Origin of the sequence: Pseudomonas sp. SIMBA_067 (assembly GCF_046534675.1) — a bacterium.
Taxonomy (GTDB): Bacteria; Pseudomonadota; Gammaproteobacteria; order Pseudomonadales; family Pseudomonadaceae; genus Aquipseudomonas; species Aquipseudomonas putida.
Window position 1 is genome coordinate 123,349 of the sequence record NZ_JAWRYH010000005.1, and the last position, 26,561, is coordinate 149,909.

The window sequence follows — 26,561 nt, forward strand, 5'->3', positions numbered from 1 at the left end:
GGCGGCGTGATTCAATACATTTCGTCATTTTGCGAAAAAGTCCGTCAAGCGCCCGGCGATGCGTTCCAGCGGGCGAATTTCCACTGCGGCATCGATTGCCGCGGCGGCCTTGGGCATGCCGTACACTGCGCTGCTGGCCTGGTCCTGGGCAATGGTCAGAAAGCCCTGCTGACGCATCAGCTTCAGGCCCTGGGCGCCGTCGCGCCCCATGCCGGTGAGCAGCACGCCCACCGCATCGCCATTCCAGTAACGTGCCACGCTCTCAAAGAACACATCGATCGAGGGCCGGTAGATTTCATTGACAGGTTCGGCAGTGTAGGCCAGTTGGCCATTTTGTAGCAGGCGAATGTGGTGGTTGGTGCCGGCCAGCAATACCTGGCCCGGCTGCGGCGGCTCGCCTTCACGGGCCAGGCGCACCGGCAGGCCGGCTGCGCTACTGAGCCACTCTGCCATGCCGGCAGCAAACACCTGGTCCACATGCTGAACCAGTACGATGGCCGCCGGAAACGCTGCAGGCAAGCCCTTGAGCAGCACTTCGAGGGCTGCCGGGCCACCCGCCGACGAACCGATCGCCACCAGCCCGCGACGCTGCGAGGCCTCACGCAGCGGTGTGGCCACCGGCCTTGCCGCTGGCGTGCGCTGCTGGCCGACCAGCCAGCCGATATTGAGGATTTTACGCAGCAGTGGCGCCGCCGCTTCGCGGGCATCCCCAGCGCCCAGTGCCGGGGTGTCGACCACGTCGAGGGCGCCATGGCCCATGGCCTCGAACACGCGGTGCACGTTCTGTTGGCGGTCCACCGTGACGATGACGATGGCGCACGGGGTTTCGGCCATGATCCGCCGGGTGGCCTCCACGCCGTCCATCACCGGCATGATCAGGTCCATCAGGATCAGGTCCGGCAGTTGCTCGGCGCAACGCTGCACCGCCTCGGCGCCATTGCTGGCCACCCACACCACCTGGTGTGCGGGCTCGAAGGCAACCGCCCGGCGCAGGGCCTCGACAGCCATGGGCATGTCATTGACGATGGCGATCTTCATCCTTGAGCACCTCCGATCAGCTCGACTACAGCCTCCAGCAACGCATCGTCGTGGAAACTGGCTTTCGCCAAATAGTAGTCGGCGCCAGCATCCAGGCCACGCCGTCGGTCTTCCTCACGGTCCTTGTAGGACACCACCATCACCGGCAGCGATTGCAGGCGCTGATCGCGACGCACCAGGGTGACCAGTTCGATGCCGTCCATGCGTGGCATGTCGATGTCAGTGATCAGCAGATCGAAGTCCTCACTGCGCAGGGCGTTCCAGCCGTCCATGCCATCTACCGCAACCGCCACATCGTAGCCACGGTTGCCCAGCAGCTTGCGTTGCAGCTCGCGCACGGTCAGCGAATCGTCGACCACCAGGATGCGCTTGCGCACCACACCACGAGCGCCGCTGCTTCCGCGTTCGACGCGTTCCAGGCTGCCGGTACTGAGCAGTTTCTCCACCGAACGCAGCAGGTCTTCGACATCGACGATCAACACCACCGAGCCGTCATCGAGCAAGGCGCCGGAAGAAATGTCCTGCACCTTGCCTAGCCGTGAGTCGAGCGGCATCACAACCAGTACCCGCTCACCTATCAGCCGCTCCACGGCCACGCCGTACAGCTGCTCGCGCTCACGGATCACCACCACCCGCAGGCTGCCGTCTTGCGCCTGGCCGGCAGGCCGGTTCAACAACTGGCTGGCCGCCACCAGGCCGATAAGCCGGCCTTCGTGCCAGAAATGCTGGCGCCCTTCGATCTGCACGATCTGCTCGGTGGTCACTTCCAGCGTGCGTTCGATGTGGGCAAGCGGGAAGGCATAGGCCTCGCCACCCACCTCGATCACCAGGCTGCGCACCACCGACAGGGTCAATGGCACCTGCAGATGGAAGCGACAGCCCTGCCCCGCCACCTGGGTCAGCTCGATGGAGCCGCGTAGCTCGCGGATCATGTGTTGCACCGCATCCAGCCCCACGCCGCGCCCAGACACCTCGGTGACCTTGTCGCGCAGGCTGAAGCCGGGCAGGAACAAGAACGTCAGCAGTTCTGCATCACTCATCCGCGCCACCGTGTCGGCAGGCGACAGGGCGCGCTCGACGATGCTGCTGCGCAAGCGCTCTAGGTCGATGCCGGCACCATCGTCGATCAGTTCCAGGCTGAGCATGCCGGCCTGGTGCGAGGCGCGCAGGCGAATCACGCCTTCCTCTGGCTTGCCCGCCAGCAGGCGACGCTCCGGCAGCTCGATGCCGTGGTCAACCGCGTTGCGCAGCAGGTGGGTCAGCGGTGCTTCAAGCTTTTCCAGCACATCGCGGTCGACCTGGGTCTTTTCCCCCTCTACCGCCAGCTGTACCGGTTTGCCCAGCGAGCGGCCAAGGTCTCGGACCATACGGCTCTGGCCGGTCAGCACATCGGCGAACGGCCGCATCCGGCAGGCCAGGGCGGTGTCGTACAACAACTGTGCACGCTGGCTGGCCTGCCAGCCGAATTCGTCCAGATCGGCGGCCTGCTGCTGCAGGATCTGCTGGGTTTCGGCCAGCAGACGCTGGGTTTGTGCCAGGGCTTCGAGCACCTCGCTGCCCTGGCCACTGTCCTCCAACTGCATGCGCAGGCCATCAAGCGCCTGCATACCCTGGCCATGCATGCGCTTGAGCCGCTGCAAGGTGGCCAGGTAAGGTTTGAGCCGCTGGGTTTCCACCAGCGACTTGCTGGACAGGTCGAGCAGGCTGTTGAGGCGGTCGGCGGTGACCCGCAGCACCCGCTCGGCACCTTCGCCGCCGCGTTTGCCGGCCTTGCGGCGCGGGGCAGGTTCGGGGTCGGACTCCAAAGCATCAAGTGGCAACGCCATAGGCTCGGCTGGCAAGGTTGCCAGCGGCAAGTCTGGCAGCACGGGCACTGACGGCGGCGGGGCAGGCATGGCCGCAGCCCTTGGGTCGAGCAGGCTGGCCATTTGCGCCAGGAACACGGGCAGGGTCGCCTGCGCCCCGACGTCGCCGGGTGTAGCGATACGCATCAGCAGGTCGGTGCCTTGCAACAGCGCGTCGATGTGCTCGGCACTCAGGCGCAAGCGGCCCTCCTGTGCCGCCACCAGGCAGTCTTCCATGACGTGGGCGACGCTGACGCCGGCATCCACCCCAACGATGCGCGCCGCGCCCTTCAGCGAGTGGGCGGCGCGCATGCAAGCCTCAAGCTGGTCAGCCTGGGTAGGGTTGCGCTCCAGCGCCATCAGGCCGGCGCTGAGGACCTGGGTCTGCGCCTCTGCCTCCAGGCTGAACAGTTCGAGCAACGATGCGTCGCGCATTTGCTCTGGGGTCATGACAGGCTCCGCTGCACGGCAGACAGTAAGTGTTGATCGTCAAGCACCCGCACGCTGCGGCCGCGCCACTGCAGGACTGCGGCGGTAAAGCGCGTGGCGTCCTGGCCGCTGCCCAGCAGCAGTGGGTCTAGCCGGTGAATACCGTCGATTTCCTCAACGGCCATCACTACCGGCCCTCCCTCGGCCGCCAGAATCAGCATGCGTGGCATGGCCCGACCGCTGCGTTGCTCGGCGGTGTCGGCCTGCACACCCAGCAAGTCAGCCAGTGACAGGCACGGCACCAACGCACCGCGCACATTGGCAACCCCCTGCAGCAGCCGCGAGCGCTGATGCGGCAGCGAATGCACGGCCTGCATCGGGGCGATCTCGGCCAGGCTGGCGGTGGCCAGCGCCAGCCACTCTTCGCCCAGGCGGAACAGCAGCATGGAGCGGCCGGTGTTTTCCTCTACTGGCTGCGCCGGCGCAGCCTGGTGGTCCTGCATCAGCGCGTAGCGGTCAAGCAGCCGGGTGGCCGAAGCCGCATACACATCGCAGTTTCGGCAGTGGACATGCCGCTCCAGCAGCGGGCACTGCTTGTCGCCGTGGACGCCAATGCGGTTCCAGCAGTCGTCGATGTGCGCGTCATCTTCGGCCAGCAGTTGCATCGCCATTTCACCCTTCATCGTTCAGGCTCCCTGCCAACCCGTGCAGCGCGGTCCTGCAGGCGCCGGGCACCGGCCAGGTCACCCTGGGACGCCAACAAGGCCGCCAGGTGTACTAGCGCCTCGGGGTGCTGCGGCTCCAGGTACAGGGCTTTGCGATAATGGGTCAGCGCCTGCTGCGCATCGCCTTCGGTATCACTGAGCAGCCCTAGCCAGTAGTACACCTGCGCCGACGGCGCGAACTGGCCCAGGTAGCGCTGGCATTCGGCACGCGCCCGCTCGCTGGCGCCGGCGTTGGCAAGCCGGGCGATACTGGCCAGCAGCTCGCTCGCGTCCTCACGCGCACGCTCGCGGGCCGGCGCTGGCTTGGGCGCCATCGGCAATACACGCAGCGGGCGCGGCAGCGGCGCGCCGGGTGGCGGATAACCCGCCGTGGCCAGCGGCGGTACGGTGCGCCGTGCGGGTTCAGGTGCCACTGCCAACGGGACATTGCCACCTTCCTGGCGTACATAGGCAAACGACTGGGCGATCCCTAGCGGGCGCATGCCCAGCCGCGCCAGCAAGCTGCCTTCGGCCGGGCCGATGAACAGCACACCCTGCGGATGCAGCAGGCGCTTGAGCACCTCGAATACACGCTGCTGGGTAGGCACGTCAAAATAGATCAACAGGTTGCGACAGAACACGAAGTCGTACAGGCCGTCGCGGCTGGCCAGCGCGGGATCGAGCACATTGCCCACCTGCAGGCTGACTTGCTGCTGCACCCGACCGTGCAGGCGGTGGCCTTCATCGAGGGCATCGAAGTAGCGCTCGCGAAAGCCCAGGTTGCTGCCGCGAAACGCATTGCGCCCATACACGGCCTGCCCGGCCTTGGTCACCGAACTGGGGCTGATGTCCATGCCATCGATCAGAAACGCACCCGGCGCAATGCCCGCGTCGAGCAAGGCCATGGCCAGCGAATAGGGTTCCTCGCCGGTCGAGCATGGCAGGCTGAGCAGGCGCAGTGGGCGGGCCCCGGCCAGTTCGGTCAGGCGCTTGTGTGCGAGGCCGGCCAGGGCGGTAAAAGACTCCGGGTAGCGGAAAAACCAGGTTTCCGGGACGATCACCGACTCGATCAACGCCTGTTGCTCATCCGCCGACTGCTGCAGGCGCAGCCAGTAATGGTCCAGGTCGACGGCGCCCACGGCCACGCAACGCTGACGCAGCGCGCGCTCGACCATGGGCGCACCTACCGACTCAACGTCCAGGCCGATGCGCTCGCGCAAGAAGCGGAAGAAACGCTGTTCGTTCATGTCGGCATCCCTGTCGGCTCATCCGTGTACAGCAGGTGGTGCACGGCATCAGGCAGCAGATCGTTGACTTCGATGCGCTGCAGCAGGCCCTGCTCATCCTGGCGTACCGGGCCCAGATACGGCGCTTCGCCGCTGTCCACGCCATAAGGCTGGAATTCCTCCGGGTGGCAACGCAGGGTCTCGGTGGCCTGCTCCAGGATCAGGCCGAGTTGCAGGCTGCCACGATAATGCACCAGCACCAGGCGCGTACTGGTGCGCTGCGCCGCCGGCTGGCCAAAACTCAGCGCGCCAAGGTCGATCACAGGAACCAGATGGCCACGATGGGCGAGGATGCCCGCGACCCAGGCAGGTGCCTGGGCAATCGGCTTGAGCGGCTGGCGCGGCAGCACCTCGATCACCTCGTGCACGCTAAGGGCAAAGCGCTGTTCCCTGAGGCGAAACTGCAGGTACAACGCGCCCTTGGCGTTGTGCGCGGATGCGGCGTGCGGTGGCAAGTCGTTCATCGCGTTCAGACTTTGAAACGCGACACGCCGCCACGCAGGCCGGCGGCCACCTGGCTCAGTTCATCGATGGCAAAGCTGGCCTGTCGCAGCGACTCGACGGTCTGGGTACTGGCATCGCTGAGCTGCGCCAGCGCCTGGTTGATCTGTTCCGCACCGGTGGCCTGGGCCTGCATGCCTTCGTTGACCATCAGCACACGCGGCGCCAGGGCCTGCACTTGGTGAATGATCTGGCTGAGCTGCTCGCCCACCTGCTGCACCTCGAACATGCCGCGGCGCACTTCTTCGGAAAACTTGTCCATGCCCATGACCCCGGCAGACACTGCGGACTGGATTTCACGCACCATCTGCTCGATGTCGTAGGTGGCCACGGCGGTCTGGTCGGCCAGGCGGCGCACTTCGGTGGCCACCACGGCAAAGCCACGGCCGTACTCGCCGGCCTTTTCCGCTTCGATGGCGGCGTTGAGCGACAGCAGGTTGGTCTGGTCGGCCACCTTGACGATGGTCACCACCATCTGGGTGATGTTGCTGGCCTTTTCGTTGAGGATACCGAGCTTGGCGTTGACCAGGTCGGCGGCGCCCATCACCTGGTGCATGGTCTCCTCCATGCGCGCCAGCCCCTGCTGGCCGGAGCCGGCCAGGCTGGAAGCCTGATCAGCGGCGGAGGTGACTTCGGTCATGGTACGCACCAGATCACGCGAAGTGGCGGCGATTTCCCGCGAGGTGGCGCCAATTTCGGTGGTGGTGGCGGCCGTTTCGGTGGCGGTGGCCTGCTGTTGCTTGGACGTGGCGGCAATTTCGGTAACCGACGTGGTCACCTGCACCGACGAGCGCTGGGCCTGGGCCACCAGGTTGGCCAGTGCTTCGGCCATTTCGTTGAAGCCGCTTTCGATGGCGCCGAACTCGTCCTTGCGGTCCAGGCTCAGGCGCATGCTCAGGTCACCCGAACGCAGCTTGTCGAGGGCATGGACAATGCGCTGCATGGGCGCGGTGATGGCGCGCATCAGCAACAGGCCGCAGATGCCGGCGGCGACGATTGCCAGCAGCAGCGATACCACCATGCTGCCCTTGGCCGTGCTGACGGCGCTGACGATCTCGTTGGTGGCGGTGTCGGCAGAGGCCCGATTGTGCTCGATCACTTCATTCAGGTGCTTGCGGCCATCTACCCAGGCCGGCGTCAGCACCTCGATGATCAGCCGTTCGGCTTCGGCGTAGTTGTGCTGACGGTATGTGTCCAGTACCTGACCGACGATCTTCATGTAGTTCTGTTCCAACTGCACGAAGCTGTCGAAGCGGGTCTGGTCGTCCTTGTCCTGGATGGTGGTCTGGTAGCTGGCCATGTGTTGCTTGAGCCGGTCCTCGAAGCTTTTGAACAGCTCCATGTCGGCCGAAGTGATTTCCCGGTGGTTGGACAGGCCCACCAGTTGCTGGCTGGTGACGTAGCTGTCGACCCAGGCGCTGCGGATCATCGAGCTGTAGTAGACCCCGGGAATGCTGTCGGTCCCCACTGCCTCCTCGGCGGTTTCGATGGCCACCAACCGCGAGTAGGCGGCCACGATCATCAGCAGCATGATGGCGATGATCACGGCGAAACTTGCCAGGATCCGTTGGCGCAAGGTCCAGTTTTTCACATTCAGCCCTCAGGAATTCTCAACGAGCGGGAAAAATCGCTGAAGTATAGCCCAGAGGCCTTACACATTTTCGGATGAAGTGAGGGGTAAACAGGCATCCCTGCTGATGGACATGCCATTTGTTTCGTAGATCGTGAGCGCACCATGGCCCCTGTAGGAGCAGCCTTGCGCTGCGAAAGGGCCTGGATGATCAATGCTTCTGCATGGGCCTTCATGGCCTCTTCGCAGCACAAGGCTGCTCCTACAGGGAGCGCGCACGCCTGAATGAGTGATTACTGGCCAGCAGCAAGCCGTACCTGGCTTTCCAGTTCCTGACGCAGCGCCGGGTCCAAACGCAGCTGGCGGGCCAGTTCGTCCAGGTAGGAGCGCTCCATGAAGTTTTCCTGATCGACCATCATCACGCTGGCCAGGTACATCTCGGCGGCCATTTCTGGTGTTTGCGCGGCGCGGGCCACCTCGGCCGGGTCCAGCGGTTTGTTCAGCTCGGCATGCAGCCAGTGCTGCAGTTCACGGTCGCTGTCCAGGCGGGTAAATTCGCCCTCGATCAACGCCCGTTCGCGCTCGTCGATATGGCCATCGGACTTGGCCGCCGCTACCAGCGCCCGCAGCACCGCCTGGCTATGCTGCTCGACCTGGGCAGGCGGCAGGCGGTCGACGGTTTGCGGTTCGGCTGCGGCCCCCTGCTGATTGGCCTGCCAGTTGCCGTAGGCTTTGTAGGCCAGCACACCCAGCGCAGCCAGGCCGCCGTAGGTCAGGGCCTTGCCGCCGTACTTGCGGGCTTTCTTGCTACCGAGCAGCAGGCCCAGGGCGCCCCCACCCAACAGGCCGCCACCGGCACCGGACAACAGCCCGCCAAGCCCACCGCCAGCGCCGCCGGACTTGTTGGCGCCCCCCTGTTTTTCGAGCATCTGCTGGCCGGATTTGAGGAGTTGATCAAGCAAGCCCCGAGTGTTCATTCATGTGTCTCCACGCAAGAAGATTCAACCGCCAGAGTAAGGCTTGGCAGAACGCACGCCATCGCGGATTTGCTTCCGGATGTTGCATTGGCTGGCAAAAAGCCAACTAGACTCGATATCGCCAATACCTCGCGCGATCGCACTACGCTTATAACAATTGCTTCACGGCTTGCTTGATGACTGCCCCGAACAAGATCTCCAAAAAGAGGGAACACCATGTCAGTGCACAAGACCGCATTGCTCGGCGCCATGACCGGTGCCGTGCTGGCCAGCGCCAGCCTGCAGGCTGCCGAACCGCCCAAAGCCCTGGGGCCCGGCGAGGGGCGCCTGGATATCGTTGCCTGGCCCGGCTACATCGAGCGCGGTGAAAGCGACAAGGCCTACGACTGGGTGACCGGCTTCGAGAAGGAAACCGGCTGCAAGGTCAGTGTGAAGACCGCCGCCACCTCGGACGAGATGGTCAGCCTGATGACCAAGGGCGGTTATGACCTGGTCACCGCCTCGGGCGATGCCTCGCTGCGGCTGATCGTGGGCAAGCGCGTGCAGCCGATCAACACCGCCCTGATCCCCAACTGGAAGAACATCGACCCGCGCCTGCAGAACGGTGGCTGGTACGTGATCGACAAGCAGGTGTACGGCACCCCGTATCAGTGGGGGCCGAACGTGCTGCTGTACAACACCAACACCTTCAAGCAGGCCCCTACCAGCTGGGGTGTGGTGTTCGAGCCGCAGAACCTGCCCGACGGCAAGCCGAACAAAGGCCGCGTGCAGGCCTACGACGGGCCGATCTACATAGCCGACGCGGCGCTGTACCTGAAGTCGACCAAGCCCGAACTGGGCATCCAGGACCCCTACGAGCTGAACGAGGAGCAATACAAGGCCGTGCTGGAACTGCTGCGCCAGCAGCAACCGCTGATCCACCGTTACTGGCATGACGCCACGGTGCAGATGAGCGACGTGAAGAACGAAGGCGTGGTCGCCGCCAGTTCCTGGGGCTACATGGTCAATGGCCTGAAGGCCGAGAACCAGCCGGTGGCCTCGACCATTCCCAAGGAAGGCGCAACCGGCTGGGCCGACACCACCATGCTGCACAGCGAGGCCAAGCACCCCAACTGCGCCTACAAGTGGATGGACTGGTCGCTGCAACCTAAGGTGCAGGGTGACGTAGCGGCCTGGTTCGGCTCGTTGCCGGCGGTGCCGGCAGCGTGCACCGGCAGCGAACTGCTGGGCGCCGAGGGCTGCAAGACCAACGGGTTCGACAACTTCGACAAGATCGCCTTCTGGAAAACCCCGCAGGCCCAGGGGGGCAAGTTCGTGCCGTATAGCCGCTGGACCCAGGACTACATTGCGATCATGGGTGGGCGCTAAAAGTTACTTGGCCTGCCCTGGCGTGCCGGCGACAGGGCGAGGGCAGGCAATACATAGACAACTGAGTACAGCCTATGCCCCTAGCCGTCCAGTTCACCCAGGTTTCCCGCACCTTCGGCGAGGTCAAGGCTGTCGATCAGGTCAGCATCGACATCATCGATGGCGAATTCTTTTCAATGCTCGGCCCTTCCGGCTCGGGCAAGACCACCTGCCTGCGCCTGATCGCCGGCTTCGAACAACCCACCAGCGGTTCGATCCGTATCCACGGTATCGAAGCCGCTGGCGTGCCGCCCTACCAGCGCGACGTCAACACCGTGTTCCAGGACTACGCGCTGTTCCCGCACATGAACGTGCTGGACAACATCGCCTATGGCCTGAAAGTGAAAGGTGTGGCCAAGGCCGAGCGCCACGGCCGCGCCGAAGAAGCCCTGGCCATGGTGGCCCTGGCCGGCTATGGCGCGCGCAAGCCGGCGCAGCTGTCCGGCGGCCAGCGCCAGCGCGTGGCCCTGGCCCGTGCCTTGGTCAACCGGCCACGGGTATTATTGCTGGATGAACCCCTGGGCGCGCTGGACCTGAAGTTGCGCGAACAGATGCAGGGCGAGCTGAAAAAACTGCAGCGCCAACTGGGCATCACCTTCATCTTCGTCACCCACGACCAGACCGAGGCCCTGTCGATGTCCGACCGGGTCGCGGTGTTCAACCGCGGCCGTATCGAACAGGTCGACACCCCGCGCAACCTGTACATGAAGCCCGCTACCACCTTCGTCGCCGAATTCGTCGGCACCTCCAACGTGGTGCGTGGCGAGCTGGCCATGCAGCTCAACGGCAGCCCGGCGCCCTTCTCCATCCGCCCCGAGCACATCCGCCTGGGCGAGCCGGTGGTGACCAGCCATGAAGTGCAGGTCAGCGGCTTGTTGCGCGATGTTCAGTACCAGGGCAGCGCCACACGCTTCGAGCTGCAACTGGAAAGCGGCCAGCTGTTGGCGGTGAGCCAGGCCAACGACCGCTGGCAAGCGCAGCCCCAAGTGTGGCAGCCCGGGCAACGGGTGCTGGCACATTGGCCCCGCGAGGCCATGACGGTGCTGCAGGAAACCGAGGCCCGCTGACATGAGCACACTGCGCAGCCTGTCCAACCTGCTGTACCGGCGCCCGAGCCTTTACCTCGCACTGCTGCTGGCCCCCCCGCTGACGTGGTTCGGCGCAATCTACCTGGGCTCGTTGCTGAACCTGCTGTGGCAAGGTTTCTACACTTTCGACGACTTCACCATGGCGGTGACCCCGGACCTGACCCTGGGCAACTTCGCCGCGCTGTTCAACCCGTCGAACTTCGACATCATCCTGCGCACCCTGGGCATGGCGGTGGCCGTGTCATTGGCCAGCGCGGTACTGGCCTTCCCCATCGCCTACTACATGGCGCGCTTCACCAGCGGCAAGACCAAGGCGTTTTTCTACATCGCGGTGATGATGCCGATGTGGGCCAGCTACATCGTCAAAACCTATGCCTGGACCCTGCTGCTGGCAAAGGGCGGCGTCGCCCAGTGGTTCGTCCAGCAGTTGCACCTGGATGGCCTGCTGCAGGCGTTGCTGGCCGTGCCGGGCGTGGGCGGCAGCACGCTGTCGACTTCCCACCTGGGGCGCTTCATGGTGTTCGTGTACATCTGGCTGCCATTCATGATCCTGCCGATCCAGGCCTCGCTGGAGCGCCTGCCGCCTTCGCTGCTGCAAGCCTCGGCAGACCTTGGCGCACGGCCCGGGCAAACCTTCGTGCAGGTGATCCTGCCGCTTTCGATCCCAGGCATCGCCGCCGGCTCGATCTTCACCTTCTCGCTCACCCTGGGTGACTTCATCGTGCCGCAGCTGGTCGGCCCACCCGGTTACTTCATCGGCAGCATGGTCTATGCCCAGCAAGGGGCGATCGGCAACATGCCGATGGCCGCCGCGTTCACCCTGGTGCCCATCGTGCTGATTGCCGTGTACCTGTCCATCGTCAAGCGCCTGGGGGCCTTCGATGCACTCTGAAAAAGCTTCAACAGGGCTGCGACTGGCGGCTTGGGGCGGGCTGCTATTCCTGCACTTCCCGATCCTGATCATCTTCCTGTACGCCTTCAACACAGAAGACGCGGCGTTCAGCTTCCCACCCAAGGGCTTTACCCTGAAGTGGATCGGCGTGGCTTTCGCCCGGCCCGATGTACTGGAGGCGATCAAGCTGTCGCTGCAGGTGGCCTGCCTGGCCACACTGATTGCCCTGGTGCTGGGCACCCTGGCGTCGGTCGCGTTGTATCGGCGCAGCTTCTTCGGCAAAGAGAGCATTTCGCTGATGCTGATCCTGCCTATCGCCCTGCCCGGCATCATCACCGGCATCGCCCTGCTCTCGGCCTTCAAGTCCCTGGGGATAGAGCCCGGGGTGTTCACCATCGTGGTCGGTCACGCCACGTTCTGCGTGGTGATCGTCTACAACAACGTGATCGCCCGCCTGCGGCGCACCTCGCAGAGCCTGATTGAAGCGTCGATGGATTTGGGCGCCGATGGCTGGCAGACCTTCCGCTACATCATCCTGCCCAACCTTGGCTCGGCACTGCTGGCCGGTGGCATGCTGGCTTTTGCCCTGTCGTTCGATGAAATCATCGTCACCACCTTCACCGCCGGCCATGAACGCACCCTGCCGATCTGGCTGTTGAACCAGCTCAGCCGCCCGCGCGACGTGCCGGTGACCAACGTGGTCGCCATGCTGGTGATGTTGGTGACCATGCTGCCAATCCTTGGCGCCTACTACCTGACCCGTGGCGGCGAGAGCGTCGCGGGCAGTGGCAAATGACCCTGGAGGAGTCCCCGATGCAAACGCAGATGCTGATCAATGGCCAACTGGTCGCTGGCCAAGGCCCGGCCTGGACCGTGCTCAACCCGGCGCTGGGAACCGCCCTGGCACAGATCAACGAAGCCACCGAGGCCCAAGTGGACAGCGCCGTGCGCGCCGCCGACCAGGCCTTCGACAGCTGGTCGCAAACCAGCCCCAAGGACCGCTCGCAAACCTTGCTGGCGCTGGCGGATGCCATCGAAGCCCATGGCGATGAACTGGCCCGGCTGGAATCGCAGAACTGCGGCAAGCCCCTGAGCGCCGCGCTGAACGATGAAATCCCGGCGATTGCCGACGTGTTCCGCTACTTCGCCGGTGCAGCGCGTTGCCTGGGGGGCTTGGCGGCGGGCGAGTACCTGCCCGGCCACACCTCGATGATCCGCCGCGACCCATTGGGCGTAGTTGCTTCCATCGCACCGTGGAACTATCCGCTGATGATGTTGGCGTGGAAGATCGCGCCGGCCCTGGCAGCCGGCAATACAGTGGTGATCAAACCCTCCGAACTGACGCCGCTGACCGCCTTGCGCCTGGGTGAACTGGCCCAGGATCTGCTGCCACCGGGCGTCCTCAACATTCTCTTTGGCCGCGGCCAGACCGTCGGCAACCCGCTGGTCAACCATCCCAAGGTGCGCATGGTGTCGCTGACCGGCTCCATCCCCACTGGTGCGCACATCATCAGCGCCACCGCCGACAGCGTGAAACGCATGCACATGGAGCTGGGTGGCAAGGCCCCGGTGCTGGTGTTCGACGACGCCGACATCGACGCTGCCATCGACGGCATCCGCACTTTCGGCTTCTACAACGCCGGCCAGGACTGCACCGCAGCCTGCCGCCTGTACGTGCAGGACGGCATCTACGAGCGCTTTGTCGAGCGCCTGGGTGAAGCCGTAGCCAGCCTCAAACCGGGCCTGCAGGAGGCCGAGGACACCGAGCTGGGGCCGTTGATCAGTGCCCAGCACCGCGACAAGGTCGCAGGCCTTGTGCAGCGGGCCATCGCCCAACCGCACATTCGCCTGGTGACCGGCGGCAAGGCGATTGATGGCGATGGTTTCTTCTTCGAACCGACGGTGTTGGCCGATGCCCAGCAGGACGACGAGATCGTGCGCAACGAAGTGTTCGGCCCGGTGGTATCGGTCACCCGCTTCAAGGACGAAGCGCAGGCGCTGGAATGGGCAAACGACTCCAACTACGGCCTGGCCTCATCGGTCTGGACCCGCGACACCGGCCGCGCCCACCGCCTGGCGGCGCGCCTGCAGTATGGCTGCACCTGGGTGAATACCCACTTCATGCTGGTCAGCGAAATGCCCCATGGCGGGCAGAAGCATTCGGGGTATGGGAAGGATATGTCGATGTATGGGCTGGAGGACTACACCTGTGTGCGGCATGTGATGATCAAGCACTAAGCGCTCGCGTTGGCCGAGGGCCTCCAATGCCCCTCGGTCAACATCTCAGAATTTTCCTTCAACCGCGATCTACGTCCTCCTACTGCGCGCCCATTGAGCCTTCATGATTGGTATCATAATCTGATACCATTAATAATCATCAGCAAGCCACACTTGAAGCATTACTGAAAAGGCCGGTTCCCAAGACACTGGACTGGGCGCGAGTGGAGTCACTGCTGGTATCGCTGGGTGCAAGGGTCATAGAAGGAAGGGGGTCACGGGTTCGCTTTGAACTCAATGGAGCGGTGGCAACCTTCCACCGCCCTCATCCGGACAGGCACGCCAAGCCTTATCAACTGCGAGACGCCCGTCAGTTCATTGAGCAGGCAGGACTATTACCATGAATGTAATGACTTACCGCGGCTACGCCGCTCGTATCGAATACAGCGACGAAGACCAGTTGCTGATCGGCCATGTCGCAGGTATTCGCGACGTGATCGGTTTTCATGGCGAATCGATCAGTGAATTGCGTCAAGCATTTGAAGAGGCCGTTGACGATTATCTTGAGACTTGCGAACGCCTCGGGAGGGAGCCGCAGAAAACGTACTCCGGAAAGCTTAGCCTACGCCTTGAGCCTACCCTTCACGCCAGCGTGGCGGCCAAGGCAGAGCTGGCGGAAAAGAGCATCAACCAATGGGTCAGCGATATCCTCAGCAAGGCTGCCTATAACTGATTCGAGCTGCCAACACGGTCATTGTAGGAGCGGCCTTGCGTCGCGAAAGGGCTGCGAAGCGGCCCCAGCATTGTCAGCGGCGGAGCTGAAAAATCTGGGGCCGCTTCGCAGCCCTGTCGCGACACAAGGCCGCTCCTATAGGGACCGCGCAAGGGTTGGGTCAATCGCGCAGGTCGGACTCGTGAATCGGGTTGGCGCGGCTGGTCGCGCGTTGGTATTGCGCAGGCCAGGTGGCCTTGTTGCCGCCCAGGTCGTCGTCGGCGTGCAGTGGCCAGTACGGGTCACGCAGCAGCTCGCGGGCGAGGAAGATGAGGTCGGCCTGGCCGGTGCGCAGGATGTGCTCGGCCTGGGCCGGTTCGGTGATCATGCCCACGGTGCCGGTGGCAATTTCCGATTCCTTGCGCACGCGTTCAGCGAAGCGGGTCTGGTAGCCGGGGCCGGTGGGGATCTCGGCGTTTACCGAGGTGCCCCCAGAGGATACATCGATCAGGTCCACACCCAACCCTCGCAGGCGACGAGCCAGTTCGACGGTTTCATCCGGGTTCCAGCCGTCCTCCACCCAATCGGTTGCCGATACCCGCACCATCAGTGGCAACTCGGCAGGCCACACCTTGCGCACGGCCTCGACCACCTGCAGGGTCAGGCGGATGCGGTTTTCGAAACAACTGCCGTACTCGTCGCGGCGCTGGTTGCTTAAAGGTGACAGGAACTGATGCAACAGGTAGCCATGGGCTGCATGGATTTCCACCACCTTGAAACCGGCCTTCAAGGCGCGCGCGGTCGAGGCGACGAAGGCCGCGATCACATCCTGGATCTCGGCCGGGGTCAGCTCATGTGGCGGTGTGTGTTGCGGGTCGAACGCGATCTTCGACGGGCCTACTGGCTGCCAGCCGCCCTCTTCCAGCTTGACGCTGCCTTGCTTGCCCAACCATGGGCGGTAAGTGCTGGCCTTGCGCCCGGCATGGGCCAACTGGATGCCAGGTACGGCACCCTGGGCGGTAATGAAGCGGGTGATGCGTTGCAGCGGCGCTATCTGGGTGTCGTCCCACAGGCCAAGGTCTTCGGCGGTGATACGGCCATTGGCGGTCACCGCCACGGCTTCCGTGATCACCAAGCCCGCGCCACCAACGGCACGGCTGCCTAAATGGACAAGGTGCCAGTCGTTGGCCAGGCCATCGACGGCGGAATACTGGCACATCGGCGATACCGCGATGCGGTTGGGCAAGGTCAGCTGACGCAGGGTGTAAGGCTCGAGCAGCAGGCTCATGAGGGCACCTCCCAAGAACTCCAATGGTGATCCGGCCCGGACACTCAATTGCACGTCCCTGGCCCAGGTCCGGTCATAACTTCAGACTAGACCAGAATGGGTGGGGGGGAGGTTCCATGGGATTTGGGTGCCTGCCTTGAGAGTGATGTCGGCTTTGAGATCGAGCGCCGCGCGGGCGGCGCTGGATTTCCGCACACCACAAGAATCAAGGCAAGCCCAGCGAACCCGTCAGCGCGGCTCCATGTGGGCAATCATCAACTGCACACTTTCGTTGCCACGAAACTCGTTCACATCCAGCTTGTACGCCAGTTCGACCCAGCGCACGGTCGGGTTCGGCCACACTTCGCGGTCGACGCCAAAGGCAATGCCATCCAGTCGAACCGAACCACACTCGCTCTTGAGCACCACCTTCAGGTGCCGCTCGCCCACCACGCGCTGCTCCACCAGCTGGAACACGCCGTGGAACAGCGGCTCGGGGAAATGCTGGCCCCAAGGCCCGGCATGGCGCAGGGCCTTGGCCAGGTCGAGGTGGAATTCCTCCACGGCCAGGCTGCCATCGGACAACAGCCGGCCTGTCAGGTCTTCCTCACGCAGCTGGCGCCGCACTTCTTCGTCGAACGCCTCGGCAAAGGCCGGGAAATTACCCTCAGGCAACGATAAGCCCGCAGCCATGGCGTGGCCGCCGAACTTGCTGATCAGTTGCGGGTGACGCGCCGCCACGGCATCCAGTGCATCGCGGATGTGGAAGCCTGGTACCGAGCGCGCCGAACCTTTGAGCATGCCCTCGCCGGCATCAGCGAAGGCGATGGTTGGCCGGTGATAACGCTCTTTAAGGCGCGAAGCCAGAATACCGATCACACCCTGGTGCCAGTCGGCATCGAACAGGCACAGTCCATACGGCATCGACTCGACCGGCAGGTCCTTGAGCTGGGCCAGGGCCTCGCGCTGCATGCCCTGCTCGATGGACTTGCGGTCCTGGTTCAGGTCGTCCAGCTGCTGGGCCATGTCCTGGGCCAGTGCCGCGTCTTCGCACAGCAGGCATTCAATGCCCAGGCTCATGTCGTCCAGGCGACCGGCGGCGTTCAGCCGTGGGCCGAGGATGAAACCCAGGTCAGTCGAGGTGATGCGCCGGTGATCGCGGCGGGCCACTTCGAGAATCGCCTTCAGCCCTGGCCGGGCGCGGCCGGCGCGGATGCGCTCGAGACCCTGGTGCACCAGGATGCGGTTGTTGGCATCCAGCGGCACCACGTCGGCGACGCTGCCTAGCGCGACCAGGTCGAGCAGTTCGCCGATGTTCGGCTGTGGGTGCGTCTCGTAGCGCCCCAGGCTGCGCAGGCGCGCGCGCAGGGCCATCAGCACATAGAAGATCACCCCTACCCCGGCCAGCGCCTTGCTCGGGAACGTACAGCCCGGCTGGTTAGGGTTGATGATGGCGTCGGCATCGGGCAATTGCTGGCCAGGCAGGTGGTGGTCGGTGACCAGTACCTTGAGCCCGGCGGCCTTGGCTGCCGCCACACCCTCGACGCTGGAAATGCCGTTGTCCACGGTGATCAGCAGTTGCGGCTGACGCTGCAGTGCCACCTCGACGATTTCCGGGGTCAGGCCGTAGCCGTATTCGAAGCGGTTGGGCACCAGGTAATCGACGTGGGCTGCACCCATCAGGCGCAGGCCCAGCACCCCGACGGTGCTGGCGGTGGCGCCATCGGCATCGAAGTCGCCAACGATAAGAATGCGCTGGCGCTGGTCCAGCGCCTCGACCAGCAGGTCGACACCGGCCTCGATGCCCTTGAGCTGCTGGTACGGCAGCAGGCGCGCCAGGCTTTTGTCCAGTTCGGCCTCGGACTGCACGCCGCGCGCGGCGTACAGGCGGGTCAGCAAGGGTGGCAAGTTACCCAGAAATGGCAGGGTCGGCGGCAGGGGGCGAGGTTCGATGCGCATGGGTCGCTTCAGCCACGCTCACCGAGCAGCCACTGCAGTTGCACTTCGTGCTGGCCACGGTCATCCGTCACGAACACCGTGCCTTCGCTGATCATCACGTCCCACTTGATGCTGCGCGGCATGTCGGTGGCCAGCGTCTCCAGCACCTCCTGAGGCACGGCAGCGATGTTCAGGTTTTTCAGGTTCTTGACCGCGCCCACCACCTTGCCTTCCCACACACGCAGGCTGCCATAGGCCAGCAGGCTGGTGCGTTCGGTACGGCGCGAGCACCAGGTCAGGCGGTCGGCGTCTGGCTGGCCCACTTCGATCCAGTGCAACACGCGATCGTCCAGGCTCTTTTCCCACAGTGCCGGCTCATCGACATCCGACAGACCGCGGCCAAACGACAAGTTCTCGTTGTACCAGAGCGCATACGCCAACAGACGAACCGCCATACGCTCTTCGGTTTCCGAAGGGTGGCGAGCAATGGTCTGCTTGACGCTTTCGTAGACATTGCGATCAAGGTCGGTCAGATTCAATTCGAACTTGTAGGTGGTGGACGGCTGGGCCATGGTCGACGGGCTTCGTGCAAAAGAAAAGTGGCACAGTCTAACCCATCCGCACCTTCCATGCGCCGCAGCAGTACCCGGCGAAACCGACGTGTGATAAAACCACGGCTCTGCCCAGCTGCCACGGATGCCCCATGTCGACGCCCAGCAAACCCCTCGCCGGCCTCAAAGTTGTCGAACTTGGTACCCTGATTGCCGGGCCGTTCGCCTCGCGCATCTGTGCCGAATTCGGCGCCGAGGTGATCAAGGTCGAATCCCCCGATGGCGGCGACCCGTTGCGCAAGTGGCGCAAGCTGTACGAGGGCACTTCGCTGTGGTGGTTCGTGCAGGCGCGCAACAAGCAATCGCTCACCCTCAACCTCAAGCACCCCGAAGGCCTCGAGATTCTGAAGCGCCTGCTGGCCGACGCCGACATCCTGATCGAGAACTTCCGCCCGGGCGTGCTGGAAAAACTCGGCCTGGGCTGGGATGTGCTGCATGCCCTTAACCCGCGCCTGGTAATGGTGCGCCTCTCGGGCTTTGGCCAGACCGGGCCGATGAAAGACCAACCGGGCTTCGGCGCGGTGGGCGAGTCGATGGGCGGTTTGCGCTACATCACCGGCTTCGACGACCGCCCGCCGGTACGCACGGGCATTTCCATCGGCGATTCGATCGCCGCCCTGTGGGGGGTGATCGGTGCGTTGATGGCGCTGCGCCACCGTGAGGTCAATGGCGGCCAGGGCCAGGTGGTGGACGTGGCGCTGTACGAAGCGATCTTCGCCATGATGGAAAGCATGGTCCCGGAGTTCGATGTGTTCGGTTTTATCCGCGAGCGCACCGGCAACATCATGCCGGGTATCACTCCCTCCTCCATCCACACCAGCGCCGACGGCAAGCACGTGCAGATCGGCGCCAACGGCGATGCGATCTTCAAGCGCTTCATGCAGGCCATTGGCCGTGCCGACCTGGCAGATGACCCGACCCTGGCCAGCAACGATGGCCGCGACCTGCGCCGTGACGAGCTGTACGGGGTGATCGACCGCTGGGCCAACAGCCTGCCTCTTGAGCAACTGATGCAGGTACTGACCACGGCCGAAGTACCGGCCAGCCGTATCTATTCGGCCGAGGACATGTTCAATGACCCGCAGTACCTGGCGCGGGAAATGTTCCTGCAGGCCAAGCTGCCGGACGGCAAGCCGTTCCGCATGCCGGGCATCGTGCCGAAGCTGTCGGATACGCCTGGCTCCACCGAATGGGTCGGCCCGGCGCTGGGCGAACACACCGAGGCATTGCTCTCCCGCCTGGGCTACGACGCAGCGGCCATTGCCGGCCTGCGCGAAGCCGGCGCGGTCTGACGCCTGGCGCCGCCCTCGCCCATGCGCGCTACCCGCGGGCTACGCCACCTGATCCTGCTGTGCGGGCTACTGCCCGCATTGCTGCTACAGCCTGTCAGTGCCAAGGAACGCATGTTCTGGCTGGTGCGTGACCTGCCGCCGTTCACCATTTTTGCAGGCCCGGAAAAAGGCCAAGGGGTGATCGACCAGTTGTTGCCGCTGCTGATTGGGCAGATGCCCGAATACGACCACAGCATTGTGCGGGTCAACCGCGCCCGTGGCATCCAGATGCTGCAAGACCGCAACAGCTTCACCTGCGACCCTACCCTGCTATGGACCCCGGAACGTGCCGAATATGTGCGCTTTTCCATGCCATCGCTGGGCGTGCTCAGCGGTGGCCTGGTGCTGCGCAAGGAAAACCAGGCGCTGGTGGTGCCGTACCTCGACGGTCAGCAGGTAGACCTGCATGGTCTGCTGAGCAACGACTCGCTGAAGCTGGGGATTGTTGCAGAACGCAGCTACGGCACCCAGATCGACGCCATCCTGCGCCAGTTGCCCGACAGCGTGCTCAGCCGTCACTACGGCAACGATGCCACCGCCAACCTGCTACAGATGCAACAGCTGGGGCGCCTGCGCATGGTGCTCGGCTACTGGCCGGAAGTGCGCTATCTGATTCAGCAGCAAGGGGGGGCACTGGCGGATTACCAGTTTCATCCGGTGCAGGGGGTAGAGCGCTACCAGTTTCTGCATGTGGGTTGCACGGACAGCCCTTTGGGGCGCGAAGCGATCGCGCATATCGATCAGCTGTTACCTGCACTGCGCCGGGATGTTTTGCCGGCGTTGTATGCGCGTTGGCTGGATCCGGCGTTACAGGAAGACTATCTGGAAGACAGCAAACGCTTCTTCGAAGGCCAATAAGCCAACCGACATACACGGTCGCTGTAGGAGCAGCCTTGTGCTGCGAAGAGGCCCTTATGACAAACGACATTCTCAAGCTGCACTGGCCCTTTCGCAGCACAAGGCTGCTCCTACAGGGAAATGTGCCTGCGCAGAAAAAAGAAACCCCGGACGCTGGGGAGGACGCCCGGGGCCAAGCGAAAGTCCTTGGGGACTTCCCGAGGCAGCCTTGCCAGCACCGGAGCAAAGCACTGGCTGGCTACCCTTACACTGTCTGATACACCACTCAGGCAAAGGTTCCCTGGGGTTGCTGACGCTGCTGCAGCGCCGCGATCACACAAGGCTGCAACCGCCCTTCGGCAATCTGCAAGTCACGGTGCAGGCCATCTACCAGATCGATCAACAGGCGTTGCTCTTGCAACTGACGCTCGCTGACCATGCGTCGCAAGGTAATGCCGGCAACGCGGTCGTGAACGGTCAACTGACGATTGCCGCTGGCATCGGCGATGCCAAGCTGGGCCTGATAGGGAGTCAGGGCTTCGTTGAGCAGTTTGCAGATTCTTTCCATCCGGTTCACTCGCTGCGTGGTGGGATATAAAGGAACTGACCAACAGGCGCAGCGCAAAGTTCGTATGCCGCAGCTGTTTCATTGAGCATGCGGGGCAGACATGACAGTTTGAATACGCCGCCACGGGCGCTCCTGCAGCGCTTGCAGGGCACGCTGCAGGCGTGTCGTCGAAAGCGGCCAGGGGAGTTCGGCGAGTACCCAGAGGCCCCGCTTTCTTGCCTCCTGGGCAAGGTTCTGGTGCTTGGGGGTAGCCTGACCGACGAACAGCAACACTCGTGATCGATGCTGCCGTGCGAGCAAAGAAAGGCCGGCCCGGGTTGGCATGGCGTGGTCGAGAATCAGCAGGTCGGGGCGACGTTCAGCAGCCAGGCAAGCGTCCAGGTCGGTGGCGTTTGCGCTGATGCGCACGTTGAAAATGCCTTGGGCGTTGAGGGCCTGGTGCAGGAGGATCTGGTGGGACGGGCGAGCCTGGTGGATCAACACGTAGGGCTGGTGCATATGCCGCTCCTGGTGGGAGGACCGGCTAATTTAGGCTTGGCGCTGGACGGGCCGAAGAGGAAATTTCTGAAGGATCAAAGGAAAAGGCTGACATGTGGGGCCGCTTTGCGGCCCCACATGGCAACGCGCTTACAACGGTTTGCCGCGGTTGCCGTGCTGGCTGACAAAGCCCTGCACTGCTTTCAGGTCATTGGCCAGCACCGTGCAACGCTCTTCACGGGTGAACAGGTCACTGAGGTGCGCCGGCAGCTCCAGCGCCTTGCCTACACCCGCCTTTTCCACCGCTTCCGGGAACTTGACCGGGTGCGCGGTACCCAGCACCACCATTGGCGTGTCCAGGCTACGACGGCACTCGCGGGCAGCCTTGACGCCAATCGCGGTGTGCGGGTCCAGCACTTCACCGGTGGCAGCGAAGACTTCGGCAATGGTTTCGCAGGTCTGCTCGTCGCTGACAGCCAGCGAGTCGAACAGTTTGCGGGCTTCGGTCCACCGGCCTTGCTCGACGCTGAAGCCGCCACCTTGCTTGAAGTTGTCCATCAGCTCGGCAATGGAGGCGCCGTTGCGGCCGTGCAGGTCGAACAGCAGGCGCTCGAAGTTGGACGAGACCATGATGTCCATCGACGGCGACAGGGTCGCGTGCAGGGTGTCCTTGACGTACTGGTTGCCGCTCATGAAGCGGTGCAGGATGTCGTTGCGGTTGGTGGCGACGATCAGCTGGCTGATCGGCAGGCCCATGTTGCGCGCCAGGTAACCGGCGAAGATGTCGCCGAAGTTGCCGGTTGGTACCGAGAACGCCACCGAACGTGCCGGGCCGCCCAGCTGCAGGGCTGCGTGGAAGTAGTAGACGATCTGGGCCATGATGCGCGCCCAGTTGATCGAGTTGACTGCCACCAGGCGGGTGCCCTTGAGGAACGACTGGTCGGCGAAGCTGGCCTTGACCATTTCCTGGCAGTCGTCGAAGTTGCCTTCGATGGCGATGTTGTGGATGTTGTCCCCGAAGATGGTGGTCATCTGGCGGCGCTGCACTTCCGACACGCGCTGGTGCGGGTGCAGGATGAAGATGTCGACATTATCGCAACGGCGGCAGCCTTCGATGGCGGCGGAACCGGTGTCACCGCTGGTGGCGCCAATGATCACCACGCGCTCGTTGCGCTTGGCCAGCACGTGGTCGAGCAGGCGGCCGAGCAGTTGCAGGGCGAAGTCCTTGAACGCCAAGGTCGGGCCGTGGAACAGCTCCAGCACCCACTCGTTGCTATTCAGCTGACGCAGCGGGGCGACCGCAGCGTGGGCGAACTCGCCGTAGGTTTCTTCGAGGATCTTCTTGAAATCGGCGTCGGCGATGCTGCCTTCAACGAACGGGCGCATCACGCGGAAGGCCAGCTCGTGGTATGGCAGGCCAGCCCAGGAAGCGATTTCTTCCTGGGTGAAGCGTGGCAGGTTTTCTGGCACGTACAGGCCGCCGTCACTGGCCAGGCCAGCCAGCAACACGTCTTCGAAATTCAGGGCCGGTGCCTGGCCGCGGGTACTGATATAGCGCATGGGTGCAAACCTTCGATGCTGGGGCCGGGGCCGCGCTGGCGGCCCGACGGCAATAATTTTGTCAGTTGAGCTGTTCGACGCGGATACGCACGACCTTGCCGATCACGTCCTGCAGGGCTTCCAGGGCGACGATGGCGTCGTTGATGCTCTGTTCGACCACACCATGGGTCAGGAGGATCATCGGCACCAGGCCGTCCTGTTCCTCGGCTTCCTTCTGCATGATCGACTCGATGTTGATGCCACGCTCCGACAGGATGCTGGCCACCTGGGCCAGTACGCCCGGGTGATCCTTGGCCTGGATGCGCAGGTAGTAGGCGCTTTCGCAGGCTTCGATCGGCAGGATCGGGTGGGCCGACAGCGAGTCTGGCTGGAAGGCCAGGTGCGGTACGCGGTTTTCCGGGTCGGAGGTCATGGCACGGACCACGTCGACCAGGTCGCCAACCACCGACGAAGCAGTAGGCTCCATGCCGGCGCCCGCACCGTAGTACAGGGTGGAACCGGCGGCGTCACCGTTGACCATGACAGCGTTCATCACGCCGTTGACGTTGGCGATGAGGCGGTCGGCCGGGATCAGCGTCGGGTGCACACGCAGCTCGATGCCTTCGGCGGTGCGACGCGCCACGCCCAGGTGCTTGATGCGGTAGCCCAGGGCCTCGGCATAGTTCACGTCAGCAGTGGTCAGCTGGGTAATGCCTTCGGTGTAGGCCTTGTCGAACTGCAGCGGAATGCCAAAAGCGATCGACGCCAGGATGGTCAGCTTGTGCGCGGCGTCGATGCCCTCGACGTCGAAGGTCGGGTCGGCTTCGGCGTAACCCAGCGCCTGGGCTTCGGCCAGCACGTCCGGGAAGGCACGGCCCTTCTCACGCATTTCGGTGAGGATGAAGTTGCCGGTGCCGTTGATGATGCCGGCCAGCCAGTTGATGCGGTTGGCCGACAGGCCTTCGCGGATGGCCTTGATCACCGGGATGCCGCCCGCCACGGCCGCTTCGAAGGCGACGATCACGCCCTTCTCGCGGGCCTTGGCAAAGATTTCGTTACCGTGCACGGCAATCAGCGCCTTGTTGGCGGTGACCACGTGCTTGCCGTTTTCGATGGCCTTGAGCACCAGGTCGCGGGCGATGGTGTAGCCACCGATCAGCTCGATGACAATATCGATCTCCGGGTTGCTCGCAACTTCGAACACGTCAGCGGTAATGGGGGTACCGGTAATCTGGCAGTTCGGGTTCTGCGAGCGCATGGCGATCTGTGCCACTTCAATACCGCGCCCGGCACGGCGGGCAATCTCCTCGGCGTTGCGCTGAAGTACATTGAAGGTTCCGCCACCGACGGTCCCCAACCCACAGATGCCTACTTTGACCGGTTTCACTGTGAACTCCCCATTGAACGGCCGACACCTTCGCCGACCGTGAAACATGCCGTCACCCCATGACGACGGCGTACTGAATTGGATTACTTGGCAAGTGCCAGCTTGGCGACTTGCGGTGCCGGCTGGTAGCCCGGAATGACCTGGCCGCTTTCAAGGACGATGGCCGGCGTGCCATTGACACCGATCGACTGCCCCAACTGGAACTGCTTGCCGACCGGGTTGGCGCACTTGGCGGCCTTGATCTCTTCACCTTCGACCATCTTGTCCATCGCCCCACGGCGATCGCTGGAGCACCACACAGCCTGCAACTGCTGGTCACCCGGCGAGCCCAGCCCCTGGCGCGGGAAGGCGACATAGCGCACTTCGATACCGCGACGGTTCAGCTCGGGCACTTCGGCGTGCAGCTTGTGGCAATACGGGCAGGTGGTGTCGGTGAACACGGTGATGTGCGACTTGGTCTCGCCCTTGGCAGGATAAACCACCATCTCGGCCGCTGGAATGCCGTTGATGAGCTTGGCGACGCCCATACGCTCGGTTTTCTCGGTGAGGTTGACCGGCTTGCCGTCCTGGATCTGGAACAGGTAGCCCTGCATCACGAACTGGCCGTCGGCGCTGGCGTACAGCACGCGGCCGCCCTGCAGCTTGACTTCATACAGGCCGTTCAGCGGGCTGCTGGCCACGCTTTCGACGGGCACTTCCAGCTCGAGGTTCTGCAGCGATTTGCGGATGGCCTGCTCGGCGACGGCGTTGCTATCGGTTGCCGCGGCAACAGCGAAGGTACTGGCCAGCGCCAACGCGGCGGCGGCGAAAAACTGGGTCACGCGCATGGGAACTCCTGAAGGCGGACAGGGACCGGAGGGCGCCACCTGCGGAAAAGACGCGGTGGCCGTGCGGCCCTTGGTGCAAACCGCCCAAGCCTACCACATCACACCACCGGTGAAGGGCCTTGCAAGGACCAGTCGGCGGAACATGAAAAACATTCATCCACGCGGGTGGTGCTGCGCGTGCAACTGCTGCAGGCGGGCCTTGGCAACGTGGGTGTAAATCTGGGTGGTCGAAAGGTCGCTGTGACCAAGCAGCATCTGCACCACGCGCAGGTCGGCGCCATGGTTGAGCAGGTGGGTGGCGAACGCGTGGCGCAGCGTGTGCGGCGACAGCGATTTGTCGATACCTGCCACCCGGGCATGGTGCTTGATGCGGTGCCAGAAGGTCTGGCGGGTCATCTGCTCGCCGCGCTGGCTGGGGAACAGCACATCGCTGGGGCGGCCATTGAGCAACTCGGCACGGCCATTGCGCTGGTAGCGTTCCAGCCACACCACTGCCTCCTCGCCCATGGGCACCAGGCGCTCCTTGCTGCCCTTGCCCATCACCCGCAGCACACCCTGGCGCAGGTTGACCTGGTCGAGGGTCAGGCTGACCAGCTCGGTGACGCGCAGGCCGCACGCATAGAGCACTTCGAGCATGGCGCGGTCGCGCTGGCCGATGGCTTCGCCCAGGTCCGGGGCCTGCAGCAAGGCTTCAACGTCGGCTTCGGACAACGACTTGGGCAGCGGCTTGCCCAGTTGCGGCATGTCGACCTGCAGGGTCGGGTCTACCGCCACCAGCTTTTCCCGCAGCAGATAGCGGAAGAAACCGCGCAGGCCGGACAGGAAGCGCGCCGTGGAGCGTGGCTTGTAGCCCTGATCGAGGCGCCAGGCCAGGTGGTCGAGGATCAGGTCACGGCCAGCGTCGGGCAGGGAAACCGAATGTTCCTGCAACCAGCCGTTGAACAATGCCAGATCGCTGCGGTAGGACACGCGGGTGTTGTCGGACAGGCCTTTTTCAAGCCACAGGGCGTCGAGAAACTGGTCGATCAGGGGGTGGTCGAGGGCGGGCATGAAGACTCGGTGGCAAACGGCGAATTGGCGCTTAGTCTTTCATAACACTGCAGGCATAGGGAGC

General features: G+C 63.9%; 25 protein-coding genes. 9 read left to right on the plus strand and 16 right to left on the minus strand.

What is annotated here, in order from left to right; genetic code table 11:
* Positions 1-24: 24 nt before the first annotated feature.
* The 7 genes from wspF to SB765_RS13225 form a co-directional block, all read right to left on the minus strand.
* A complete protein-coding gene (gene wspF, locus SB765_RS13195; protein WP_410931450.1) occupies positions 25-1,038 on the minus strand; it encodes a Wsp signal transduction system protein-glutamate methylesterase WspF in 1,014 nt (337 codons plus the stop codon).
* The gene (locus SB765_RS13200; RefSeq protein ID WP_410931451.1) at positions 1,035-3,332 is read right to left on the minus strand and encodes a hybrid sensor histidine kinase/response regulator; all 2,298 of its coding nucleotides are present in this window, start codon (positions 3,330-3,332) and stop codon (positions 1,035-1,037) included. The genes wspF and SB765_RS13200 overlap by 4 nt, the downstream gene beginning before the upstream one ends.
* Positions 3,329-3,994, minus strand: a complete 666-nt coding sequence (locus SB765_RS13205) for a chemotaxis protein CheW (RefSeq protein ID WP_016501207.1) — start codon at positions 3,992-3,994, stop codon at positions 3,329-3,331. Before SB765_RS13205 ends, SB765_RS13200 begins: the two co-directional genes overlap by 4 nt.
* Positions 3,991-5,262: a CheR family methyltransferase gene (locus tag SB765_RS13210; RefSeq protein ID WP_410931452.1), complete on the minus strand. Its 1,272-nt coding sequence runs from the start codon at positions 5,260-5,262 to the stop codon at positions 3,991-3,993. Before SB765_RS13210 ends, SB765_RS13205 begins: the two co-directional genes overlap by 4 nt.
* A complete protein-coding gene (locus tag SB765_RS13215) occupies positions 5,259-5,765 on the minus strand; it encodes a chemotaxis protein CheW (protein WP_341797735.1) in 507 nt (168 codons plus the stop codon). The genes SB765_RS13210 and SB765_RS13215 overlap by 4 nt, the downstream gene beginning before the upstream one ends.
* A 5-nt stretch (positions 5,766-5,770) precedes the next feature.
* A complete protein-coding gene (locus SB765_RS13220) occupies positions 5,771-7,393 on the minus strand; it encodes a methyl-accepting chemotaxis protein (protein WP_341797734.1) in 1,623 nt (540 codons plus the stop codon).
* Between the two features lie 272 nt (positions 7,394-7,665).
* Positions 7,666-8,349, minus strand: coding sequence for a tellurite resistance TerB family protein (locus SB765_RS13225; RefSeq protein WP_341797733.1), 684 nt, complete (start codon positions 8,347-8,349; stop codon positions 7,666-7,668).
* Positions 8,350-8,565: 216 nt separating this feature from the next.
* On the opposite strand from SB765_RS13225, the gene ydcS reads away from it, so the two are divergent.
* From ydcS to SB765_RS13260, 7 genes are all read left to right on the plus strand, one after another.
* Entirely contained in the window at positions 8,566-9,717 is a 1,152-nt protein-coding gene (gene ydcS / locus SB765_RS13230) for a putative ABC transporter substrate-binding protein YdcS (RefSeq protein ID WP_410931453.1), read from the plus strand.
* A 74-nt stretch (positions 9,718-9,791) separates the two neighbouring features.
* Complete coding sequence (locus SB765_RS13235; RefSeq protein ID WP_174369760.1) at positions 9,792-10,823, plus strand: ABC transporter ATP-binding protein; 1,032 nt, start codon at positions 9,792-9,794, stop codon at positions 10,821-10,823.
* Between the two features lies 1 nt (position 10,824).
* The gene (locus SB765_RS13240) at positions 10,825-11,736 is read left to right on the plus strand and encodes an ABC transporter permease (protein WP_410910838.1); all 912 of its coding nucleotides are present in this window, start codon (positions 10,825-10,827) and stop codon (positions 11,734-11,736) included.
* Entirely contained in the window at positions 11,726-12,532 is an 807-nt protein-coding gene (locus SB765_RS13245) for an ABC transporter permease (protein ID WP_049275623.1), read from the plus strand. The genes SB765_RS13240 and SB765_RS13245 overlap by 11 nt, the downstream gene beginning before the upstream one ends.
* Positions 12,533-12,549: 17 nt before the next feature.
* Positions 12,550-13,974 carry a gamma-aminobutyraldehyde dehydrogenase gene (locus SB765_RS13250; RefSeq protein WP_341797729.1) on the plus strand — a complete coding sequence of 475 codons (1,425 nt, stop codon included), beginning with the start codon at positions 12,550-12,552 and terminating at the stop codon, positions 13,972-13,974.
* Positions 13,975-14,102: 128 nt separating this feature from the next.
* A complete protein-coding gene (locus tag SB765_RS13255) occupies positions 14,103-14,357 on the plus strand; it encodes a type II toxin-antitoxin system HicA family toxin (RefSeq protein ID WP_174369763.1) in 255 nt (84 codons plus the stop codon).
* Positions 14,354-14,686, plus strand: a complete 333-nt coding sequence (locus SB765_RS13260; RefSeq protein WP_043203391.1) for a type II toxin-antitoxin system HicB family antitoxin — start codon at positions 14,354-14,356, stop codon at positions 14,684-14,686. The genes SB765_RS13255 and SB765_RS13260 overlap by 4 nt, the downstream gene beginning before the upstream one ends.
* Before the next feature lie 160 nt (positions 14,687-14,846).
* Here the strand turns inward: SB765_RS13260 and SB765_RS13265 are convergent, their stop codons facing one another.
* The 3 genes from SB765_RS13265 to SB765_RS13275 form a co-directional block, all read right to left on the minus strand.
* Positions 14,847-15,953 (minus strand): NADH:flavin oxidoreductase/NADH oxidase, encoded by a 1,107-nt coding sequence (locus tag SB765_RS13265; RefSeq protein ID WP_341797727.1) that lies wholly within the window; start codon positions 15,951-15,953, stop codon positions 14,847-14,849.
* A 228-nt stretch (positions 15,954-16,181) separates the two neighbouring features.
* Entirely contained in the window at positions 16,182-17,891 is a 1,710-nt protein-coding gene (gene recJ, locus SB765_RS13270) for a single-stranded-DNA-specific exonuclease RecJ (RefSeq protein WP_341797726.1), read from the minus strand.
* Between the two features lie 8 nt (positions 17,892-17,899).
* Positions 17,900-18,442, minus strand: a complete 543-nt coding sequence (locus tag SB765_RS13275) for a YaeQ family protein (RefSeq protein ID WP_016485154.1) — start codon at positions 18,440-18,442, stop codon at positions 17,900-17,902.
* Positions 18,443-18,573: 131 nt separating this feature from the next.
* Between SB765_RS13275 and SB765_RS13280 the strand changes: the two genes are divergently transcribed.
* Positions 18,574-19,773, plus strand: coding sequence for a CaiB/BaiF CoA transferase family protein (locus SB765_RS13280; RefSeq protein WP_410931454.1), 1,200 nt, complete (start codon positions 18,574-18,576; stop codon positions 19,771-19,773).
* Positions 19,774-19,794: 21 nt separating this feature from the next.
* A complete protein-coding gene (locus tag SB765_RS13285; protein WP_410910836.1) occupies positions 19,795-20,670 on the plus strand; it encodes a TIGR02285 family protein in 876 nt (291 codons plus the stop codon).
* A 265-nt stretch (positions 20,671-20,935) separates the two neighbouring features.
* Here the strand turns inward: SB765_RS13285 and SB765_RS13290 are convergent, their stop codons facing one another.
* From SB765_RS13290 to xerD, 6 genes are all read right to left on the minus strand, one after another.
* On the minus strand, positions 20,936-21,217 hold the full coding sequence (locus SB765_RS13290) for a DUF3509 domain-containing protein (protein ID WP_016501222.1): 282 nt from the start codon (positions 21,215-21,217) through the stop codon (positions 20,936-20,938).
* A 78-nt stretch (positions 21,218-21,295) separates the two neighbouring features.
* On the minus strand, positions 21,296-21,715 hold the full coding sequence (locus SB765_RS13295; protein ID WP_410931455.1) for a histidine kinase: 420 nt from the start codon (positions 21,713-21,715) through the stop codon (positions 21,296-21,298).
* A gap of 129 nt (positions 21,716-21,844) precedes the next feature.
* Entirely contained in the window at positions 21,845-23,254 is a 1,410-nt protein-coding gene (gene thrC, locus SB765_RS13300) for a threonine synthase (RefSeq protein WP_341797722.1), read from the minus strand.
* Between the two features lie 61 nt (positions 23,255-23,315).
* Entirely contained in the window at positions 23,316-24,620 is a 1,305-nt protein-coding gene (locus SB765_RS13305) for a homoserine dehydrogenase (protein ID WP_016501225.1), read from the minus strand.
* An 83-nt stretch (positions 24,621-24,703) separates the two neighbouring features.
* Positions 24,704-25,447, minus strand: coding sequence for a thioredoxin fold domain-containing protein (locus SB765_RS13310; protein ID WP_016501226.1), 744 nt, complete (start codon positions 25,445-25,447; stop codon positions 24,704-24,706).
* A 153-nt stretch (positions 25,448-25,600) separates the two neighbouring features.
* Positions 25,601-26,497, minus strand: a complete 897-nt coding sequence (xerD, locus tag SB765_RS13315) for a site-specific tyrosine recombinase XerD (protein WP_016501227.1) — start codon at positions 26,495-26,497, stop codon at positions 25,601-25,603.
* Positions 26,498-26,561 lie beyond the last annotated feature (64 nt).

Excerpts from the sequence above, each read along its gene's own strand:
- wspF (WP_410931450.1), bottom strand. The coding sequence starts at position 1,038 with ATGAAGATCGCCATCGTCAATGACATGCCCATGGCTGTCGAGGCCCTG.
- SB765_RS13200 (WP_410931451.1), bottom strand. The coding sequence starts at position 3,332 with ATGACCCCAGAGCAAATGCGCGACGCATCGTTGCTCGAACTGTTCAGC.
- SB765_RS13205 (WP_016501207.1), bottom strand. The coding sequence starts at position 3,994 with ATGAAGGGTGAAATGGCGATGCAACTGCTGGCCGAAGATGACGCGCAC.
- SB765_RS13210 (WP_410931452.1), bottom strand. The coding sequence starts at position 5,262 with ATGAACGAACAGCGTTTCTTCCGCTTCTTGCGCGAGCGCATCGGCCTG.
- SB765_RS13215 (WP_341797735.1), bottom strand. The coding sequence starts at position 5,765 with ATGAACGACTTGCCACCGCACGCCGCATCCGCGCACAACGCCAAGGGC.
- SB765_RS13225 (WP_341797733.1), bottom strand. The coding sequence starts at position 8,349 with ATGAACACTCGGGGCTTGCTTGATCAACTCCTCAAATCCGGCCAGCAG.
- ydcS (WP_410931453.1), top strand. The coding sequence starts at position 8,566 with ATGTCAGTGCACAAGACCGCATTGCTCGGCGCCATGACCGGTGCCGTG.
- SB765_RS13235 (WP_174369760.1), top strand. The coding sequence starts at position 9,792 with ATGCCCCTAGCCGTCCAGTTCACCCAGGTTTCCCGCACCTTCGGCGAG.
- SB765_RS13240 (WP_410910838.1), top strand. The coding sequence starts at position 10,825 with ATGAGCACACTGCGCAGCCTGTCCAACCTGCTGTACCGGCGCCCGAGC.
- SB765_RS13245 (WP_049275623.1), top strand. The coding sequence starts at position 11,726 with ATGCACTCTGAAAAAGCTTCAACAGGGCTGCGACTGGCGGCTTGGGGC.
- SB765_RS13250 (WP_341797729.1), top strand. The coding sequence starts at position 12,550 with ATGCAAACGCAGATGCTGATCAATGGCCAACTGGTCGCTGGCCAAGGC.
- SB765_RS13260 (WP_043203391.1), top strand. The coding sequence starts at position 14,354 with ATGAATGTAATGACTTACCGCGGCTACGCCGCTCGTATCGAATACAGC.
- SB765_RS13265 (WP_341797727.1), bottom strand. The coding sequence starts at position 15,953 with ATGAGCCTGCTGCTCGAGCCTTACACCCTGCGTCAGCTGACCTTGCCC.
- recJ (WP_341797726.1), bottom strand. The coding sequence starts at position 17,891 with ATGCGCATCGAACCTCGCCCCCTGCCGCCGACCCTGCCATTTCTGGGT.
- SB765_RS13275 (WP_016485154.1), bottom strand. The coding sequence starts at position 18,442 with ATGGCCCAGCCGTCCACCACCTACAAGTTCGAATTGAATCTGACCGAC.
- SB765_RS13280 (WP_410931454.1), top strand. The coding sequence starts at position 18,574 with ATGTCGACGCCCAGCAAACCCCTCGCCGGCCTCAAAGTTGTCGAACTT.
- SB765_RS13285 (WP_410910836.1), top strand. The coding sequence starts at position 19,795 with ATGCGCGCTACCCGCGGGCTACGCCACCTGATCCTGCTGTGCGGGCTA.
- SB765_RS13290 (WP_016501222.1), bottom strand. The coding sequence starts at position 21,217 with ATGGAAAGAATCTGCAAACTGCTCAACGAAGCCCTGACTCCCTATCAG.
- SB765_RS13295 (WP_410931455.1), bottom strand. The coding sequence starts at position 21,715 with ATGCACCAGCCCTACGTGTTGATCCACCAGGCTCGCCCGTCCCACCAG.
- thrC (WP_341797722.1), bottom strand. The coding sequence starts at position 23,254 with ATGCGCTATATCAGTACCCGCGGCCAGGCACCGGCCCTGAATTTCGAA.
- SB765_RS13310 (WP_016501226.1), bottom strand. The coding sequence starts at position 25,447 with ATGCGCGTGACCCAGTTTTTCGCCGCCGCCGCGTTGGCGCTGGCCAGT.
- xerD (WP_016501227.1), bottom strand. The coding sequence starts at position 26,497 with ATGCCCGCCCTCGACCACCCCCTGATCGACCAGTTTCTCGACGCCCTG.